Source organism: Bacillus sp. N13C7 (genome assembly GCF_026790065.1).
Taxonomy (GTDB): Bacteria; Bacillota; Bacilli; order Bacillales; family Bacillaceae; genus Bacillus.
In genome coordinates, this window is the sequence record NZ_JALAMO010000018.1 from 100,640 (window position 1) to 115,806 (window position 15,167).

Below are 15,167 nucleotides of genomic sequence, written 5' to 3' on the forward strand. Positions count from 1 at the left end.
TTTTTATTCGTACTGAGCGACGACCGCTTTCACAAGCTGCAAGAATCCTGCTTTTACTTTTTCTGTCACTTCCATGACCTCATCGTGGCTTAAAGGCTGATCCAAAATTCCGGCTGCTGCGTTGGAGATGCAGGAAATGCCAAGGACCCGCATTCCGGCATGATTTGCCACAATGACTTCCGGTACAGTTGACATGCCGACTGCATCAGAGCCCATTGTTCTCAAGAAACGCACTTCGGCCGGTGTTTCGTAAGAAGGTCCTGTCACAGCGGTATACACGCCTTTTTGAATTGGAATGTTAAGATCTTTCGCAATCTTTTCAGCCAGGCTGGAAAGGTCTTTGTCATAAGCTGATGACATGTCTGGAAATCTGGCGCCGAAATCAGCTTCGTTTGGCCCAATTAACGGGTTTGTTCCCATAAAGTTGATATGATCGGTAATGATCATCAAGTCTCCCGCACGGAATTCAGTGTTGACGCCGCCAGCGGCATTCGTCACGATCAACGCTTCCACGCCAAGCGCTTTCATCACGCGTACAGGGAAGGTCACTTTCTCCATTGAATAGCCTTCATAAAAATGAAAACGGCCCTGCATCGCAATGACGGTAACTCCTTCAAGGGTGCCAAGCACAAGCTGTCCGGCATGTCCTTCAACAGTGGATACCGGGAATTCAGGTATGTCTTCATATTTCAGCTTGACCGGATTTTCGATTTCGTCCGCCAAAATGCCAAGACCTGAGCCTAAAATAAGGCCGATCTTCGGAGATTCAGGCAGGTTTTGTTTTATATAAGCCGCTGCGCGTTCAATTCTGTCTTTCAAGACACAGTCCCCCTATTGTAATAAAGATAAAAAGCTTTTCCCGTATTTCGGTTTATTTGTTTGGAAATTATCGGCGATTGTTGCGCCAATATCGGCAAATGTATCTGCAAGCGGCAGCATTTGCGCTTTCTTATGTTTTTTGCTGTAAGCGAGAATCGGCACGTACTCACGTGTATGATCGGTTCCGTGGTGAATCGGATCATTGCCGTGGTCGGCAGTAATAATCAACAGATCGTCTTCTTTCATTTTTTCGAACACTTCCGGAAGCCGCGCATCAAATTCCTCAAGCGCGCGTCCATAGCCTTCCGGATCACGGCGGTGTCCGAATAAAGCATCAAAATCAACAAGGTTCGCAAAGCTCAGACCCGTAAAGTCTTCTCCCAGCGTATCAATCACCTTGTCCATTCCGTCCATATTGGAAACCGTTCTCCGTGAAGAAGTAATGCCTTCTCCGTCATAAATATCAGAGATTTTCCCGATTGAGATCACATCTAAGCCGCTGTCTTTTAATTCATTCATGACAGTGCGGTCAAACGGCTTAAGCGCATAGTCATGGCGGTTTGGCGTCCGTTTGAATTGTCCCGGCTCTCCGACGAAAGGCCGTGCAATAATGCGGCCTACCATATACTTGGGATCAAGCGTCAGCTCTCTCGCCGTTTCACAAATGCGGTACAGCTCTTCAAGCGGCACAATCTCTTCGTGAGCGGCAATTTGCAGAACAGAGTCAGCAGATGTGTATACAATTAAAGCCCCCGTCTCCATGTGCTCTTGGCCAAGTTCATCCAAAATGGCTGTACCGGAAGCAGGTTTGTTTCCGATAATTTTGCGTCCGGATCTCTTTTCTAGCTCCTGAAGCAGTTCATCAGGAAAACCTTCCGGGAACACTTTAAACGGTTTATCAATGTACAAGCCCATAATCTCCCAGTGTCCCGTCATGGTATCTTTGCCGTTTGACGCTTCTTGCATTTTTCCATAATACGCAAGCGGGTGTTCTGTTTTTTCTACACCTTTGATATCTCCAATGAGACCAAGGCCGAGTTTTGCCATATTCGGCATATGTAATCCATTCATATGCTCGGCAATATGCCCGAGCGTGTTGGCACCTTCGTCATTAAAGTCAGCGGCATCCGGCGCTTCGCCTATTCCGACTGAGTCCATTACAATTAAAAACACACGATTATATTTGTATGCAGGCATTTTGAAAGCCTCCTTTTTTTCTATACGTCTATTGTATCGCTAAGAGGTCTGACAACTCAAGTATAAACCGTTTTCATTCCCGTTGACAATGCATTCGGAAATAATGAGAAACTTCAGTATTTTCTGCCGTTCTAAACAAAAAAGCCGCAGCCACCTGCGGCTAGGCTCGCGGATGAAACTGCTTGTACACATCCTTCAGCCTCGTTTTCGTCACATGCGTATAAATTTGCGTGGTGGATATATCCGCATGGCCGAGCATTTCCTGTACCGCTCTTAAATCAGCCCCATTCTCAAGCAGATGCGTCGCAAAGGAATGCCTGAGCGTATGCGGGGTCAGCTCCTTTTTAATTCCCGCTTCCAGTGCGATTTTCTTCAGGTTTTTCCAGAACCCCTGGCGGCTGATTTGCTTGCCGTGATGATTTAAAAAGAGAGCGTCACACACATTGTTCTTCAGCAGTTTCCCCCTGGCTTTTGTCATATATTCCTCAATGGCAGAAGCGGCCGCTTCCCCGATTGGCACAATCCGTTCTTTTCTTCCTTTCCCGAAACAGCGGACAAAGCCCATGGATAAGTGAACATCTCCTGTTTTCAATTCTATCATTTCACTGACTCGTATGCCCGTCGCATAGAGCAGCTCCAGCATTGCTTTATCCCGATAGCCGAAAGGGCTTGTCAGCTTTGGCGTGTCCAATAATCGCTCGACCTCATGGAGTGCGAGCACCTTCGGAAGCGCCCGTTCGGTTTTTTGTGTTTCGATATGAACGGAAGGATCCTTGTCCGTCACCTTTTCCCTGAGCAGAAACTGGTGAAAAGAGCGAATGGATGCCAAATGCCGCGCCGAAGTCTTGCCGGATTTCCCCGAGTCCTTCAAGTGCTTTAAATATTGGATAATATGTATACGGGTTACGTGATTCCAATCCGTAACATGAAGGGCTTCTGTTAAATAGAGAGAATAGCTTTTCAAGTCACGTTCATAGGATACCACCGTGTTTTGGGAAAGCCCTCTCTCTACCATGACGTAGTGGATGAAATCCTTTATTTGATCTCTCACTCTTGATCTACTCCCCGTTTTGGTAAAAAAAGATCAACCGGTCGAACCATCCGCCTGTTTCATCCTGATCCATTTCAACAACTTTAACAGCGGAGCCTTCCGGTTTATCGTACCGATGATAGTTTTCATACTCTTGATTCACCCATATCATAGCATAATAGAACAGAGCGGTAAAACCGGTAAACAGGATGAAAACTTTCAGTGCATCGAGAGCTGTTTTTAGGAATCTTCCCATGTCCTAATCGATCCTTTCCCTATGGTTCCAGTTATTTAAACCATATGCCAAATCAGAAAGGTTTTATACATAGAAACAGCAAAAAACCCTTTCCCCAGGAGAAAAGGTTCGCGCTCGGCACCGTCTATTCAGTTTCTTTTCCGTTACAGCGGTGGCAAATGCCGTGAAACGTCAATCTATGATCCTTAATCTTAAATTTCCAATCACGTTCAATGATTTCTTCCACGTCTTCAAGCAAATCTTCTTCAATTTCATCAACGGCTCCGCACTCCATGCACACCAAGTGATGGTGAAAGTGGGCTGCTCCCTCTTTCCGCAGGTCGTAACGGGACACTCCGTCTCCAAAGTTAATTTTATCAACCACTTTTAATTCAGTTAATAATTCAAGCGTACGGTATACTGTTGCAAGACCAATCTCAGGAGATTTCTCTTTTACGAGGAGGTATACATCTTCTGCGCTTAAATGGTCTTCTTCGTTTTCAAGCAGCACTCTTACTGTTGCTTCACGCTGAGGCGTAAGTTTATAGCTGGATGAGTGCAACTGCTTCTTAATTCGATCAATACGGTTTTCCATGTCTTTCCCTCCTACGCCGCATTCCATGACTCATTATAACAAAATACGCGCAGAGTTCCAACTATAATTATTATAAACTGATAAATAAAACGATTTTCTTTTAATAATGATTTTAAAAAAGTCTCGATGTAAGCTTTTCCATTAACACAGGAGATAAATATGCTTCAAAGAGAGAGGAGATCAGCGCTAAAAACAGAATGATCAGCAGCACGAAAGCATACCGCCCAAACCACTGAATGGGGGCATCGTGCAGGCTTCGTTTAACAAACAGCTGCCTAATTAACTTTAAAGAAAACGCAATCGCACACGTGCCCATAATGAGATAAGCCGGAATAAGCAGCACATTTTGCGGCAAAACAGAGATAAACGATAAGAAAAAACCGTTGAGACCCATCTGATTGACGAGAAATCCGACAGTAAAACCGACGACGATTCCTTTCAGAAAGATCATAATAAAAATAATCGGCATCCCAATGACAGAAATCCCTAATATCCACATCAGCCCTAAATATTTTACATTATGAAAGATACTTTGCCCAAACATATCAGATGAACTGGCCTGTTTCCCCTCCGAAAGCTGTCCGAAGAATTGGCTTAAATAGTAATATAAATCTTCCTTCTGGCTGATGGTCATGCTGTTGACAATAATCGCTCCGAATATGACACCCATGAAAAACAGGACTGAGACAAATATATAAAGAGAGAGATGATCTTTGACATGTCCGAGAAACATGTCTTTATAAGAGATTTTTCGCATACCGTTTCCTCCCGCCCATTCTAGTGATTTGATTTAATAGATTGTATGAAAGAAACGGAAAAACATGCTCTTTTTTAAAAAGAAACGATAGAGAAGGATGCTAGGCGGCTTTTTGGGGCACAAAAAAATCCTTATCATCAAATGCCATATGATAATAAGGATTCTTATGCTTTCTTATATTCAATATCTCTTTTTTGCTTTTTGTCATTCTTTCATGTGTGCTGAACGATGGTGAATTCCCTCTTGATAATAATACGTCACGTCCGCCGTTTCTAAGCAGATGCTCCCGTTTCTTTTTCGCGCGGCTTTTTGCCATGCTGATCACTCCCTTATCTATTTTCACAGCGATTATAGCAAAAATGATACATAATGAAAAACAGCACCTGTCATGCCAGGTGCTGTTCAAGCTTTTATCTTACGGTTATAAGAGCTGCACGCTCGACCGCGGCTGCTACCTCATGATGGACTTTTGAATCGAGCGGCTGAGGGACCACATCGCCTTGTTTTGTGCAGGCTGCGATGGCCTCTGCTGCTGCGACAAGCATATCATGATTGATCTCCTTGCTTTTCGCGTTAAGCGCTCCTCTGAAAATACCCGGGAAACCAAGCACATTATTCACAGAACGTCCGTCCGCTGCATATGCGGCGCCAGCCTGCAGCGCAGCCTCCGGCTCGATTTCCGGCTTCGGATTTGATAAAGCCAAAATCACCTGTCCGGTACGAACATATGCTGGTTTAATTAACCCTGGAACTCCTGTTGTAGCAACGACGATGTCACATACTTCCATGAGCTCCTCGATGCTGGATACTGCCTGTCCGCCGTATTGTTCGAGACGGTCCATTGCTGCCTCTGATTTGTCTGTGCCGTAAACAGCTTTCACGCCATAGGCCATAAACATCCGGCAGATAGCAACGCCTGCTGCGCCCAGACCGATTTGCCCCACTTTCGCTTCTTTCAGGTCAACTCCCGCACTCCTGCATGCCGAGATGGCAGCTGCCAGCGTCACAACGGCTGTACCATGCTGATCATCGTGCATAACAGGGATGTTGAGCTCCTCTTTTAGGCGGTCTTCGATTTCGAAGCAATGGGGCGAGCCGATATCCTCAAGCAGAATGCCGTTAAAACCTGGAGAAATGTGCTTAACCGTTTTGATGATTTCTTCAGGATCACTTGTATCAAGCAATATCGGAATGCCGCTGATACCCGCCAGCTGATCAAACAGAGCAGCCTTTCCTTCCATGACAGGCATGCCTGCGACAGAGCCGATATTCCCGAGACCGAGAATGGCCGTTCCATCTGTTACAATCGCAACAGAGTTGCTGATCGTTGTATAGATAGACGCTTTTTCAGGTTCCTTTTCAATTAAGCGGCACACGTCTGCCACACCTGGTGTATAGACACGTCCGAGCTCTGCCAGTGATCGGATTGGCATTTTGCTTTTCATTTGGATTTTTCCGCCTTCATGTGCGGACAGGACTTCATCAGATACGGTGTGAAGCCTGATCCCTTCTCCCAGAGCCTGAACGGCCGTGATCACTTCCTGAAGCTGTTCTTCATTCTCCACTTGAACGGTAATATTCCGCATTGTGTAATTGGGTCCGACTTTTACCGTCTCCACTTCACCAATATCCCCGCCCAGAAGGCCGATTGCCGTAGCCACCCTTCCAAGATTTCCGGGAACCGAAGGCGTTTCGATCATCAGTGTCCGAATCATGTGTTTCGCTATCATTCAGTGATCCTCCCCTATTAGCCTAGTTTTTCGGCTTTAACTGTATTGTTTTTCGTATACCATATAAATTTTCCTGTATAACCATAGATAATTGCAAGACCTATTGCGACAAAACTGAGCCACATAAACGGCAAATAAGAGAAGGTAGAAACACCTAAAATACCAGCCATGTAAATACCGTTATCAGACCAAGGCACCATGCCTGAAGTCAATGTTCCCCCGACCTCTGAGTTACGTGATAACACTCTTCTGTCCAGATGTAAGCGATCATAGCTGTCTTCCATGATCTTCGGCGTCAAAATAAGGGATACATACATGGCACAGCCGAAGATGTTCGCTAAAAACGCTACAATCAGCGTAGACAATGTCACATTGCCGGCTGATGTTAATTTCTTTTCAAACATAGAGACAATGACTTTTAGAACGCCAAGCTTCTCAAGCAGCCCACCAAAACCAAGGCCAAAGATAATCACGACTAGGGAACTGAGCATTCCGACAATTCCACCGCGATTTAACAGGCCGTTCAAGAATTCAACATCTGTTTTAATAGAAAAGCCGTTGTACGCAGTTGCAATCGCATCCGCTGGATTCATGCCTTGGAAAACAACAGCCCAGACAGCGCCAAGCAAAGCGCCAATTACGATAACCGGCATAGACGGCTTTTTCATCGCCAACAAGACTATGACGATAACAGCTGGGATCAGCATCCAAATATGAATGTCAAACGTATTTTGCAAAGATGATTTTAAGAATTCGACTTTATCAAGATCAATATTTTTCCCGCCGTACATAAATCCAACAACTGTAAAGAGTATAGCTGTAATGACATATGCCGGTATTGATAAATAAAGCATTGCTCTCACGTGAGCCAATACATCAACTTTTGATAGTGAAGAAGCCAAAACTGTACTGTCAGACAGCGGAGACAGCTTGTCCCCGAAATACGCGCCTGAAAGAATAGCCCCCGCTACTAGTGGAAGCGGAATACCTAAACCTTCTCCTATTGCAATCATGGCGATGCCGGCAGTTCCGACCGTTCCCCATGACGTTCCTGTTGCTACAGACATGATTGAACAAATAATTAACGTTGCCAGTAAAAAGATACTAGGGTGAATAAATTCTAATCCATAATAAATCAGTGTAGGCACTACGCCTCCGGCAATCCACGTTCCGATGAGCGCACCGACTGAAACAAGAATCAGAACGGCTTCAAGACCGTTTGATATTCCATGCAAAATGGCATTTTGCATATCTTTATAAGAATAACCGAGTCTGATACCGAGAATCATTGCAATAAACCAGGAAATGAAGAGCGCGAGCTGTATCGGCAAGTCTAAAAAGACTGTAAACGACATGACAAGTGCTAAAAAGGATCCTAGTACAATAATAATTTCGAATAGTGTTGGCAGTCTTACATCCTTCAAAAGAAGTCCCCCTTCATGTAAAAAGCTAAAACGCTTTCAATAAATAGTACAACACGTATACTATACTTCCTCATCCCTATGTTGTAAACAGCTTATTCATCCGACTATTCGGAGATGAATAAGCTGCATTTTGTTCAAATTTTATTTTTCTAATAATTCTTTTCCAGCAATCCCTGGCTTTGTCATCTCATATGGATTTAAAATAATATCCAATTCCTCTTCTGTCAGCACATCATGCTGCAGACAAAGATCACGGACTGATTGGCCTGTCATAATCGCTTCCCGGGCGATTCGGGCTGCTGCTTCATATCCGAGGTGCGGATTGACTGCAGTAATCACTCCTGCGCTTTTTTCAACGTATTGCTTCAAGCGTTTTTCATTGGCTTCGATGCCTTTTAAGCAATAGTCAGTGAATGAACGGAAGCCGTTGTTCATGATGCTGATGGATTGAAGCAAATTAAAGACAAGCACGGGCTCCATGACGTTCAATTCAAGCTGTCCGGCTTCAGAAGCAAGGCAGATTGTATTGTCGTTTCCAATAACCTGGAACGCAATTTGGTTGATCAGCTCAGCCATTACCGGATTGACTTTCCCGGGCATAATAGATGATCCCGGCTGACGTGCAGGCAGAGAAATTTCTGCTAAGCCGGCGCGCGGTCCTGATGCCATTAAGCGAAGGTCATTTGCGATCTTTGACATGTTCATCATGCAAACTTTTAGTGCAGCTGATACCTCTGTGTAGGCATCTGTATTTTGTGTCGCATCAACAAGATGATCAGCGCCGACAAGAGGAAGCCCGCTGATATCAGCAAGGTGCTTTACAACCTGTTTGATATATTCAGGATCTGCGTTCAGGCCTGTGCCGACAGCAGTAGCACCCATGTTGACCTCATACAGGTGCTGGCGTGACTGCTTGATTCGTTTGATATCACGCTCCAGCACACGGCTGTACGCTTCGAATTCCTGGCCGAGGCGAATCGGAACAGCGTCTTGAAGGTGTGTCCGCCCCATTTTAATCACTGAGTCAAATTCCTGTGCTTTTTGTTTGAATACACGATGCATGTCTTCCATTGTTTTCAGCAGCTTTTCTAAAAGCTTCAGTGTGGAAATGTGAATCGCTGTCGGAAACACATCATTTGTGGACTGTGACATATTCACATGTGTGTTTGGGCTTAAATGGATGTAGTCTCCCTTTTTATGGCCCATGATTTCCAGCGCCCGGTTTCCAATAACCTCGTTCGCATTCATGTTCATAGAAGTTCCGGCGCCGCCCTGAATCGGATCGACAATAAACTGATCGTGCCATTTGCCTTCCAGAATCTCGTCGGCGGCTTGTACGATAGCTTGGCCAATTCCTTCATACAGCCGTTTTACATCCATGTTGGCAAGGGCCGCAGCTTTTTTTACAATCGCCAGTGCGTTAATCATTTCTTCATGGATCTTGTATCCCGTAATCGGGAAGTTTTCAGAAGCACGGAGCGTCTGGATTCCGTAATAAACATCCGCCTCAATTTGTTTTTCCCCAAGGAAGTCTTTTTCCACGCGATATTCTTTTTGGCCGTTTAACATAATCTTTAACCTACTTTCTCTATGATGGTTATCGTTTCTGATATTTTACAGGACAACGTCATCAGCAATCGGCGTTTCCATAATTCTTTTGACAATAGGAAGATCCGAAGACTGGCCGAGTGCCCACATCAGTTTTGGCACGATTGCTTCTGTATTCATATTTCTGGATCGGATAATTAAGTCTTGATTGACTCTGCGGCCGACCTCGTAAATGCTCATGTCTTCGCCTTCTTCCAGACATTGGGTTGTGATCACGACGACGATGCCGCTTTCGATCAGCTCATTCACTTTTGATAAAATGTCTCTGCCTTCAAACGGCACGCCTCCGCTGCCGTAGCTCTCAATGACAATTCCTTTGTACATGCTTTTCAGGGCATCAAACATTTCAGGCTTTAAGCCCGGATGCAGCTTCAGCAGACATACATCTGTGCATAGTGAAGTATCAACTGTGAAAGTGGCATTCTCAGGTTCCGTTACTTGTTTGTTGTATTCGATCCCGTCTTCATTGATAAAAGCGATATAGGGGTAATTGATGCTTTCAAATGCGTCATAGCTTTTCGTTCTTAATTTGATCGCACGCGTTCCTTGGATGACTCTGCCATCAAACACAACATATACGCCGCCCACACCTTCACAAGCAAAGCGAATGGCGTCCGTGATATTTTTTTTGGCGTCCGTTTTTTGGAATGTGATCGGGATCTGCGAGCCAGTAATGACAATCGGCTTTTTGGCATGCTGCAGCATATACGATAATGCGGCAGATGTATAGGCCATTGTATCCGTACCGTGGGTAATAACAAAACCGTCATAAGCATCATAATTTTCCTTTACGGCTTCTGCTATTTCCACCCAGTATTCAGGCTGCATATTGGTGCTGTCTATATTCATAAGCGACTGTGTTTCCATCGTGTAATCGTTATCAAGTTTTGATACGTAACTTAATAATTCATCAGCCTTTACTCCGGGAGCCAGCCCATTTTCCCCTTCAACCGAGGCAATCGTTCCCCCAGTTGTCAACATCAATAATTTTTTCATACCATGCACCTCTTCACTGTATCTAAAGATGGGTTGCGAGAAGGCATTCGCTTTTCGCATACTTTTAATGCAATTATAGACACGGAAAATAAAATACGCAAGACATTATTATTCAATTCGCGTACACTTCCTAATACCTATATGATATAATCAGCTCAAGGTGAAAAAGGAGCGGAAGTTCATGAATCTAGATCGTTTAACTGAATTGAGAAAAAAGAAAAATTGGTCGCTTCAATATACAGCTGACCTTCTGGGTATCGCAAAAAGCACATATGCCGGCTATGAGTCAGGCTACCGCCGGCCTTCGCTTGAGGCGCTTGCCATGCTGGCTGACCTCTTTGATACAACCTGCGATGAACTTTTGGGCCGCGAGAAACAAAAGCAGACTGCCCCTCAGACCATAGAATTGACCACGTGGAGCAGCCTTGACTTTCACATTACTGTTGATGGCAAGCCGCTGAGTGAAGACGAAATCATCCAGTTGATTACCTTTATCCGGACAAAGAGAAAAGTACAGGAGGAAATGAGTTAATCATTACCTCACGGTTTAATTTTACCGTAGGTTCCTCCCCCTCCGGCTTTCAATTCCAGCTTTCCGGATCTTGCTTTAACAATTAGTGCCGCTGTTTTTGGCGGGACGACGCGAGCCAAATCTTCTTCTGCAGCCTCATGAAGAACAGCCATTTCTGTTCCGAAGGCTCTTTTTAGTTTGTCCAGCGTTTTCGGACCGACACCCGGAACAAATTGCAGCGGGATCTGGTGAACATACCGCGGACGCGGTACGCGAACTTCAGCCTGATCACTCAATTCACGCAATCTTTCGCTGACTCCCTTGGTAAATCTGGCATTTCCGCAATTCGCACACGCTGTTTCCCCGTTCACAGCAGGTTCTCCGCACGCTTCGCAAGCCGTCTGATAATATTTCCCCAATAACGGGTCCAAGCCGTAATTTGCAGTAACTTTTCTGTCATCCTGTCCCCTTAATGCAAGAGCAAATTCAGTAAAATCAGCTGACTGTACATATAGTTCATTATATTCTCTGCCGATTTTCCCTAACGAATGCGCATCAGAATTTGTTAAAAACGTATACTGATTTAATTCAGATACGTGTGATGCCATGTCTGTATCACAGCTTAATCCTAGCTCCACCGCATCTATCATAGAGGGCTCAAAAACTTCGGTTATGCTTGATTTAACCCCTTTTCCATATAAGCTTTTATGCGGCGTAAAGATATGGGCGGGAATAAACAGCCCGCCCATTTCCTTCACTTTTTTTTGCAGGTTGAAGCCCGTTTCATATATCCGCTGTGAGCTTAAGTGAATATTTTTCAGCCGCGCTGACAGCCAGTTTGAAAACTGCTTCATATCAGCCAGCGTCGGCATAAAGGCGAGCACATGAATCGGCCCGCTGCAGGCTTCATCATAAATCTCCAGCTCGCTCCCCAACAAAAGAGTCGTGCTGCGGTAACGAATCCCACCGCCGTCAAGCTCGTGATACTTTCCAGATGATAAGCCTTCCTCAAGCTCTAGGATGACCTCTGGAGAATGACAGTCGATAATACCTAGAAGTTCAATTCCTTTATGTTCGCTGGCTTCAACCAAAATCCGGTCCAGCGTCAACGTTTTGGCGCCTGTGATTTTGACGGCTCTTCCTGTAAAGGTTCGGCCGATATGAATGTGCAAATCTGCGTAAATTTTTTTCATTTTTGTGCTTGGAGCGCTTCTTTCAGCTGAAGATACTGAATCGCATAGGCTGTTTTAGCATCGTATACCTCACGTGATTCAACCAGCTTCAGCGCATCTTCAAGCGTCACCTCCATCACTTCAACAAACTCGTCCTCATCAAGCTCCCGTTTTTCTTCGAGCACAGAAAGCTCTTCAGCAAGAAAAACATGGACAATTTCATCAGCAAAACCGGGCGATGTATAAAACGCAGTGATTTTTGTCAGTTTTTTCGCTGTATACCCCGTTTCCTCTTCTAGCTCCCGAAGTGCCGTATACTCCGGCTCCTCCCCTTTTTCAAGCTTTCCGGCTGGTATTTCAACGATCGTCCGCTCAAGCGGCTTACGGAATTGTTTCACCATGATGATTTTCCCTTCATCTGTGAGAGCCAAGACCGCTACAGCTCCGGGATGTTTCACAATTTCACGTTTACTCGTTTTGCCGTTTGGAAGTTCAACGTCCTCTACAAAAAGATCAATGACTTTCCCTGAAAAAATTTGTTCTTTGGCAATTGTTTTTTCTTCTAATGGTTTCATTTCTTCATCTCCCGTTCTGTCTCTATATGATGCCCCATACATTTTATCATACTAGAGAAAAAGGGGGCTTCTTCGTGAAAGTGCACCGCATGCCAAAAGGTATCGTCTTAGTCGGAAAAGCATGGGAGATTCGGGCGAAGTTAAAGGAATACGGACGAACATTTGAATATGTGAAGGATTGGGTCTCTAAGCCGTAAAAGTTGAAACTTTAGCTCCTTTATATTACGGTCAATACAAAGCCTAAAAAAGGAGTGTGCACATGAAAAAGCGCAAACTGGGTACATCTGATTTAGAAATAAGCGAAGTCGGACTCGGCTGTATGTCTCTTGGAACTGAAAAAAACAAAGCCTTGTCCATCCTGGATGAAGCCATCGAGCTTGGCATTAACTATTTGGACACAGCGGATTTATACGACCGCGGACGCAACGAGGAAATCGTCGGTGATGCGATCCAAAACAGGCGCCAGGATATTATTTTGGCAACGAAAGCGGGAAACCGCTGGGATGACGGAAGCGAGGGCTGGTATTGGGACCCTTCAAAAGCTTACATAAAAGAAGCCGTTAAAAAGAGTCTTGCGCGGCTGAAAACGGATTATATCGACCTTTATCAGCTTCACGGCGGCACGATAGAGGACAACATTGATGAAACGATCGAAGCGTTTGAGGAATTAAAACAAGAAGGTGTCATCCGTTATTACGGCATTTCTTCCATCCGTCCGAATGTGATTAAAGAATATGTGAAAAAATCAACCATCGTCAGTATTATGATGCAATTCAGCCTGTTTGACAGACGCCCCGAAGAATGGCTTCCGCTTTTAGACGAACACCACATCAGCGTAGTCGCCAGAGGTCCGGTTGCCAAAGGGCTCTTAACTGAAAAACCGCTTGATCAAGCGGCGGACAGCATCAAACAAAAGGGATATCTGTCCTATACCTTTGAGGAATTGACACATGCCCGCAAAGCCATGGAGAATGTTGCTCCCGATCTTTCCATGACAGAAAAGTCACTGCAATATCTATTAGCACAGCCTGCTGTCGCCTCAGTGATTACAGGCGCCAGTAAGATTGAGCAGTTACGGGAAAACGTTCAGGCTGCAAACGCACGGCGTTTAACGGAAGCGGAAATCAAATCGCTCCAATCTCATACGAAACAAGATGTTTATGAAGCTCACCGCTCATAATAGAAAAACCAGCCCCTGTACGGGTGCTGGTTTATTTATATTGATGCCAATCCATCTGGCTCTCATTAAGAAGCTCTTCAAAGCTTTTGTTTTTTTCGATCTCTTTTTTCTTTCTGATCTGTTCTGCTTTCTCTCTTTCCTGCCTCTTTGCATCCTCTTCCTTCAATTGGCTCTTCAATCCCATAAGTTTTGCTTTGATGTCGGATTGAAGGTCATCTTTCAATTGGTGCTTGTCAGCGGATTTTTGTTTTTTCATGTATGACTCCCCCGTAGTTTGGTTTGAAGCCAGTTTATCACGGAGCATGCAGACTGAACAAGCGGACTCTCTTCTGAAAACTTTTTGGGCCTGTGCAGCAGTGTTTAGGTATAATGATTTTAGATATATTTCCTAAAATTAGTTGAAAGGTGCTGTGACTTTTGAAGAGAATCCTTTTGGCCATCGGCGCTCTCTTAGCCGCTATCATCGCAATAGGGATATTTTTTTCGAATATCATTCTATTCATCAAGAAAAAAACAAATGAAGAGATTATAAAAAGAGAGACAGACGACGGACATGATGTGTTTGAATCATTTGAACGAATGGAGAAAACCGCTTTTGTAATCCCTTCCGCTTACGGATATGATATAAAAGGATACCACGTTGCACCGCATGACACACCAAACACCATCATCATTTGTCACGGCGTGACGATGAATATGCTGAATTCTCTTAAATATATGCATTTATTTCTCGATCTCGGCTGGAACGTGATTGTTTATGACCATCGCCGGCACGGACAAAGCGGCGGAAAAACGACTAGCTATGGGTTTTATGAAAAGGATGATCTCAGCGAGGTTGTCAGCTGGATCAAAAACAAAACAGGGCATCGCGGTTTGACCGGAATTCATGGTGAATCTATGGGGGCTGTGACTGCCCTGCTTTACGCTGGTGCACACTGTGATGATGGCGCTGATTTTTATATTGCCGATTGTCCGTTCGCCCGTTTTGATGAACAGCTTGCTTATCGGCTGAAAGCAGAATACAGGCTCCCGTCTTGGCCGCTGCTTCCCATCGCCGACTTCTTTTTAAAGCTGAGGGGCGGCTATCGCGTCCGCGAAGTATCTCCGCTTGCTGTCATTGATAAAATCGAAAAACCGGTCCTTTTTATTCACAGCAAGGATGATGATTATATTCCCGTTTCTTCAACCGAGCGGCTTTATGAAAAGAAACCCGGACCGAAGGCGCTGTATATTGCCAAGAATGGTGAACACGCCATGTCGTATACAAAAAACCGGGACACATACCGAAAAACGGTGCAGGTGTTTTTAAACAAATTGAATGATCCAACACTATAAAAA

At 44.7% G+C, this 15,167-nt stretch carries 18 protein-coding genes; 4 read left to right on the plus strand and 14 right to left on the minus strand.

Translation table 11 applies throughout. The annotated features are described in order from the left end of the window. Positions 1 to 3: 3 nt before the first annotated feature. The 11 genes from MOB98_RS17950 to ansA form a co-directional block, all read right to left on the minus strand. Entirely contained in the window at positions 4 to 819 is an 816-nt protein-coding gene (locus MOB98_RS17950; RefSeq protein ID WP_268361761.1) for a purine nucleoside phosphorylase I, inosine and guanosine-specific, read from the minus strand. 12 nt (positions 820 to 831) lie between these two features. Then, positions 832 to 2,016 carry a phosphopentomutase gene (gene deoB / locus MOB98_RS17955; protein ID WP_268361763.1) on the minus strand — a complete coding sequence of 395 codons (1,185 nt, stop codon included), beginning with the start codon at positions 2,014 to 2,016 and terminating at the stop codon, positions 832 to 834. A gap of 160 nt (positions 2,017 to 2,176) precedes the next feature. Beyond that, positions 2,177 to 3,067: a site-specific tyrosine recombinase XerD gene (gene xerD / locus MOB98_RS17960; protein WP_268361766.1), complete on the minus strand. Its 891-nt coding sequence runs from the start codon at positions 3,065 to 3,067 to the stop codon at positions 2,177 to 2,179. A 7-nt stretch (positions 3,068 to 3,074) separates the two neighbouring features. Then, entirely contained in the window at positions 3,075 to 3,302 is a 228-nt protein-coding gene (locus MOB98_RS17965) for a YqzK family protein (RefSeq protein WP_268361768.1), read from the minus strand. 124 nt (positions 3,303 to 3,426) lie between these two features. Then, a complete protein-coding gene (fur, locus tag MOB98_RS17970; protein WP_003223972.1) occupies positions 3,427 to 3,876 on the minus strand; it encodes a ferric iron uptake transcriptional regulator in 450 nt (149 codons plus the stop codon). A gap of 112 nt (positions 3,877 to 3,988) precedes the next feature. Continuing rightward, entirely contained in the window at positions 3,989 to 4,633 is a 645-nt protein-coding gene (gene spoIIM, locus MOB98_RS17975) for a stage II sporulation protein M (RefSeq protein ID WP_268361769.1), read from the minus strand. Positions 4,634 to 4,733: 100 nt separating this feature from the next. Further along, the gene (locus MOB98_RS17980) at positions 4,734 to 4,949 is read right to left on the minus strand and encodes a hypothetical protein (RefSeq protein ID WP_268289376.1); all 216 of its coding nucleotides are present in this window, start codon (positions 4,947 to 4,949) and stop codon (positions 4,734 to 4,736) included. A gap of 94 nt (positions 4,950 to 5,043) precedes the next feature. Next, positions 5,044 to 6,363 (minus strand): NAD-dependent malic enzyme, encoded by a 1,320-nt coding sequence (locus tag MOB98_RS17985; RefSeq protein WP_268289375.1) that lies wholly within the window; start codon positions 6,361 to 6,363, stop codon positions 5,044 to 5,046. 17 nt (positions 6,364 to 6,380) lie between these two features. Beyond that, positions 6,381 to 7,787 (minus strand): malate-H+/Na+-lactate antiporter MleN, encoded by a 1,407-nt coding sequence (mleN, locus tag MOB98_RS17990; RefSeq protein ID WP_268289374.1) that lies wholly within the window; start codon positions 7,785 to 7,787, stop codon positions 6,381 to 6,383. 141 nt (positions 7,788 to 7,928) lie between these two features. Next, positions 7,929 to 9,356 (minus strand): aspartate ammonia-lyase, encoded by a 1,428-nt coding sequence (gene aspA, locus MOB98_RS17995; RefSeq protein ID WP_268289373.1) that lies wholly within the window; start codon positions 9,354 to 9,356, stop codon positions 7,929 to 7,931. A gap of 45 nt (positions 9,357 to 9,401) precedes the next feature. Further along, positions 9,402 to 10,391 carry an asparaginase gene (ansA, locus tag MOB98_RS18000; protein WP_268289372.1) on the minus strand — a complete coding sequence of 330 codons (990 nt, stop codon included), beginning with the start codon at positions 10,389 to 10,391 and terminating at the stop codon, positions 9,402 to 9,404. Positions 10,392 to 10,572: 181 nt separating this feature from the next. Between ansA and ansR the strand changes: the two genes are divergently transcribed. After that, positions 10,573 to 10,923 (plus strand): HTH-type transcriptional regulator AnsR, encoded by a 351-nt coding sequence (gene ansR, locus MOB98_RS18005; RefSeq protein ID WP_268367085.1) that lies wholly within the window; start codon positions 10,573 to 10,575, stop codon positions 10,921 to 10,923. An 8-nt stretch (positions 10,924 to 10,931) separates the two neighbouring features. Here the strand turns inward: ansR and MOB98_RS18010 are convergent, their stop codons facing one another. Beyond that, the gene (locus tag MOB98_RS18010; protein ID WP_268367086.1) at positions 10,932 to 12,095 is read right to left on the minus strand and encodes a TIGR00375 family protein; all 1,164 of its coding nucleotides are present in this window, start codon (positions 12,093 to 12,095) and stop codon (positions 10,932 to 10,934) included. Next, positions 12,092 to 12,649: an ADP-ribose pyrophosphatase gene (gene nudF, locus MOB98_RS18015; protein ID WP_268367087.1), complete on the minus strand. Its 558-nt coding sequence runs from the start codon at positions 12,647 to 12,649 to the stop codon at positions 12,092 to 12,094. The genes MOB98_RS18010 and nudF overlap by 4 nt, the downstream gene beginning before the upstream one ends. 74 nt (positions 12,650 to 12,723) lie before the next feature. On the opposite strand from nudF, the gene mciZ reads away from it, so the two are divergent. Both mciZ and MOB98_RS18025 read left to right on the plus strand, forming a co-directional pair. Beyond that, positions 12,724 to 12,846, plus strand: coding sequence for a Z-ring formation inhibitor MciZ (mciZ, locus tag MOB98_RS18020; RefSeq protein WP_268367088.1), 123 nt, complete (start codon positions 12,724 to 12,726; stop codon positions 12,844 to 12,846). Between the two features lie 62 nt (positions 12,847 to 12,908). Then, positions 12,909 to 13,829, plus strand: coding sequence for an aldo/keto reductase (locus MOB98_RS18025; protein ID WP_268367089.1), 921 nt, complete (start codon positions 12,909 to 12,911; stop codon positions 13,827 to 13,829). 31 nt (positions 13,830 to 13,860) lie between these two features. Here MOB98_RS18025 and MOB98_RS18030 read toward each other — a convergent pair whose 3' ends face one another. Then, positions 13,861 to 14,085 (minus strand): YqkE family protein, encoded by a 225-nt coding sequence (locus MOB98_RS18030; protein ID WP_268367090.1) that lies wholly within the window; start codon positions 14,083 to 14,085, stop codon positions 13,861 to 13,863. Positions 14,086 to 14,246: 161 nt separating this feature from the next. Between MOB98_RS18030 and MOB98_RS18035 the strand changes: the two genes are divergently transcribed. After that, positions 14,247 to 15,164 carry an alpha/beta hydrolase gene (locus tag MOB98_RS18035; protein ID WP_268367091.1) on the plus strand — a complete coding sequence of 306 codons (918 nt, stop codon included), beginning with the start codon at positions 14,247 to 14,249 and terminating at the stop codon, positions 15,162 to 15,164. The last annotated feature ends 3 nt before the right edge of the window (positions 15,165 to 15,167 follow it).

Coding starts and splice junctions, on each gene's coding strand:
- deoB (WP_268361763.1), bottom strand. CDS start 2,016: ATGCCTGCATACAAATATAATCGTGTGTTTTTAATTGTAATGGACTCA.
- MOB98_RS17965 (WP_268361768.1), bottom strand. CDS start 3,302: ATGGGAAGATTCCTAAAAACAGCTCTCGATGCACTGAAAGTTTTCATC.
- fur (WP_003223972.1), bottom strand. CDS start 3,876: ATGGAAAACCGTATTGATCGAATTAAGAAGCAGTTGCACTCATCCAGC.
- spoIIM (WP_268361769.1), bottom strand. CDS start 4,633: ATGCGAAAAATCTCTTATAAAGACATGTTTCTCGGACATGTCAAAGAT.
- MOB98_RS17980 (WP_268289376.1), bottom strand. CDS start 4,949: ATGGCAAAAAGCCGCGCGAAAAAGAAACGGGAGCATCTGCTTAGAAAC.
- MOB98_RS17985 (WP_268289375.1), bottom strand. CDS start 6,363: ATGATAGCGAAACACATGATTCGGACACTGATGATCGAAACGCCTTCG.
- aspA (WP_268289373.1), bottom strand. CDS start 9,356: ATGTTAAACGGCCAAAAAGAATATCGCGTGGAAAAAGACTTCCTTGGG.
- ansA (WP_268289372.1), bottom strand. CDS start 10,391: ATGAAAAAATTATTGATGTTGACAACTGGGGGAACGATTGCCTCGGTT.
- ansR (WP_268367085.1), top strand. CDS start 10,573: ATGAATCTAGATCGTTTAACTGAATTGAGAAAAAAGAAAAATTGGTCG.
- MOB98_RS18010 (WP_268367086.1), bottom strand. CDS start 12,095: ATGAAAAAAATTTACGCAGATTTGCACATTCATATCGGCCGAACCTTT.
- nudF (WP_268367087.1), bottom strand. CDS start 12,649: ATGAAACCATTAGAAGAAAAAACAATTGCCAAAGAACAAATTTTTTCA.
- MOB98_RS18025 (WP_268367089.1), top strand. CDS start 12,909: ATGAAAAAGCGCAAACTGGGTACATCTGATTTAGAAATAAGCGAAGTC.
- MOB98_RS18030 (WP_268367090.1), bottom strand. CDS start 14,085: ATGAAAAAACAAAAATCCGCTGACAAGCACCAATTGAAAGATGACCTT.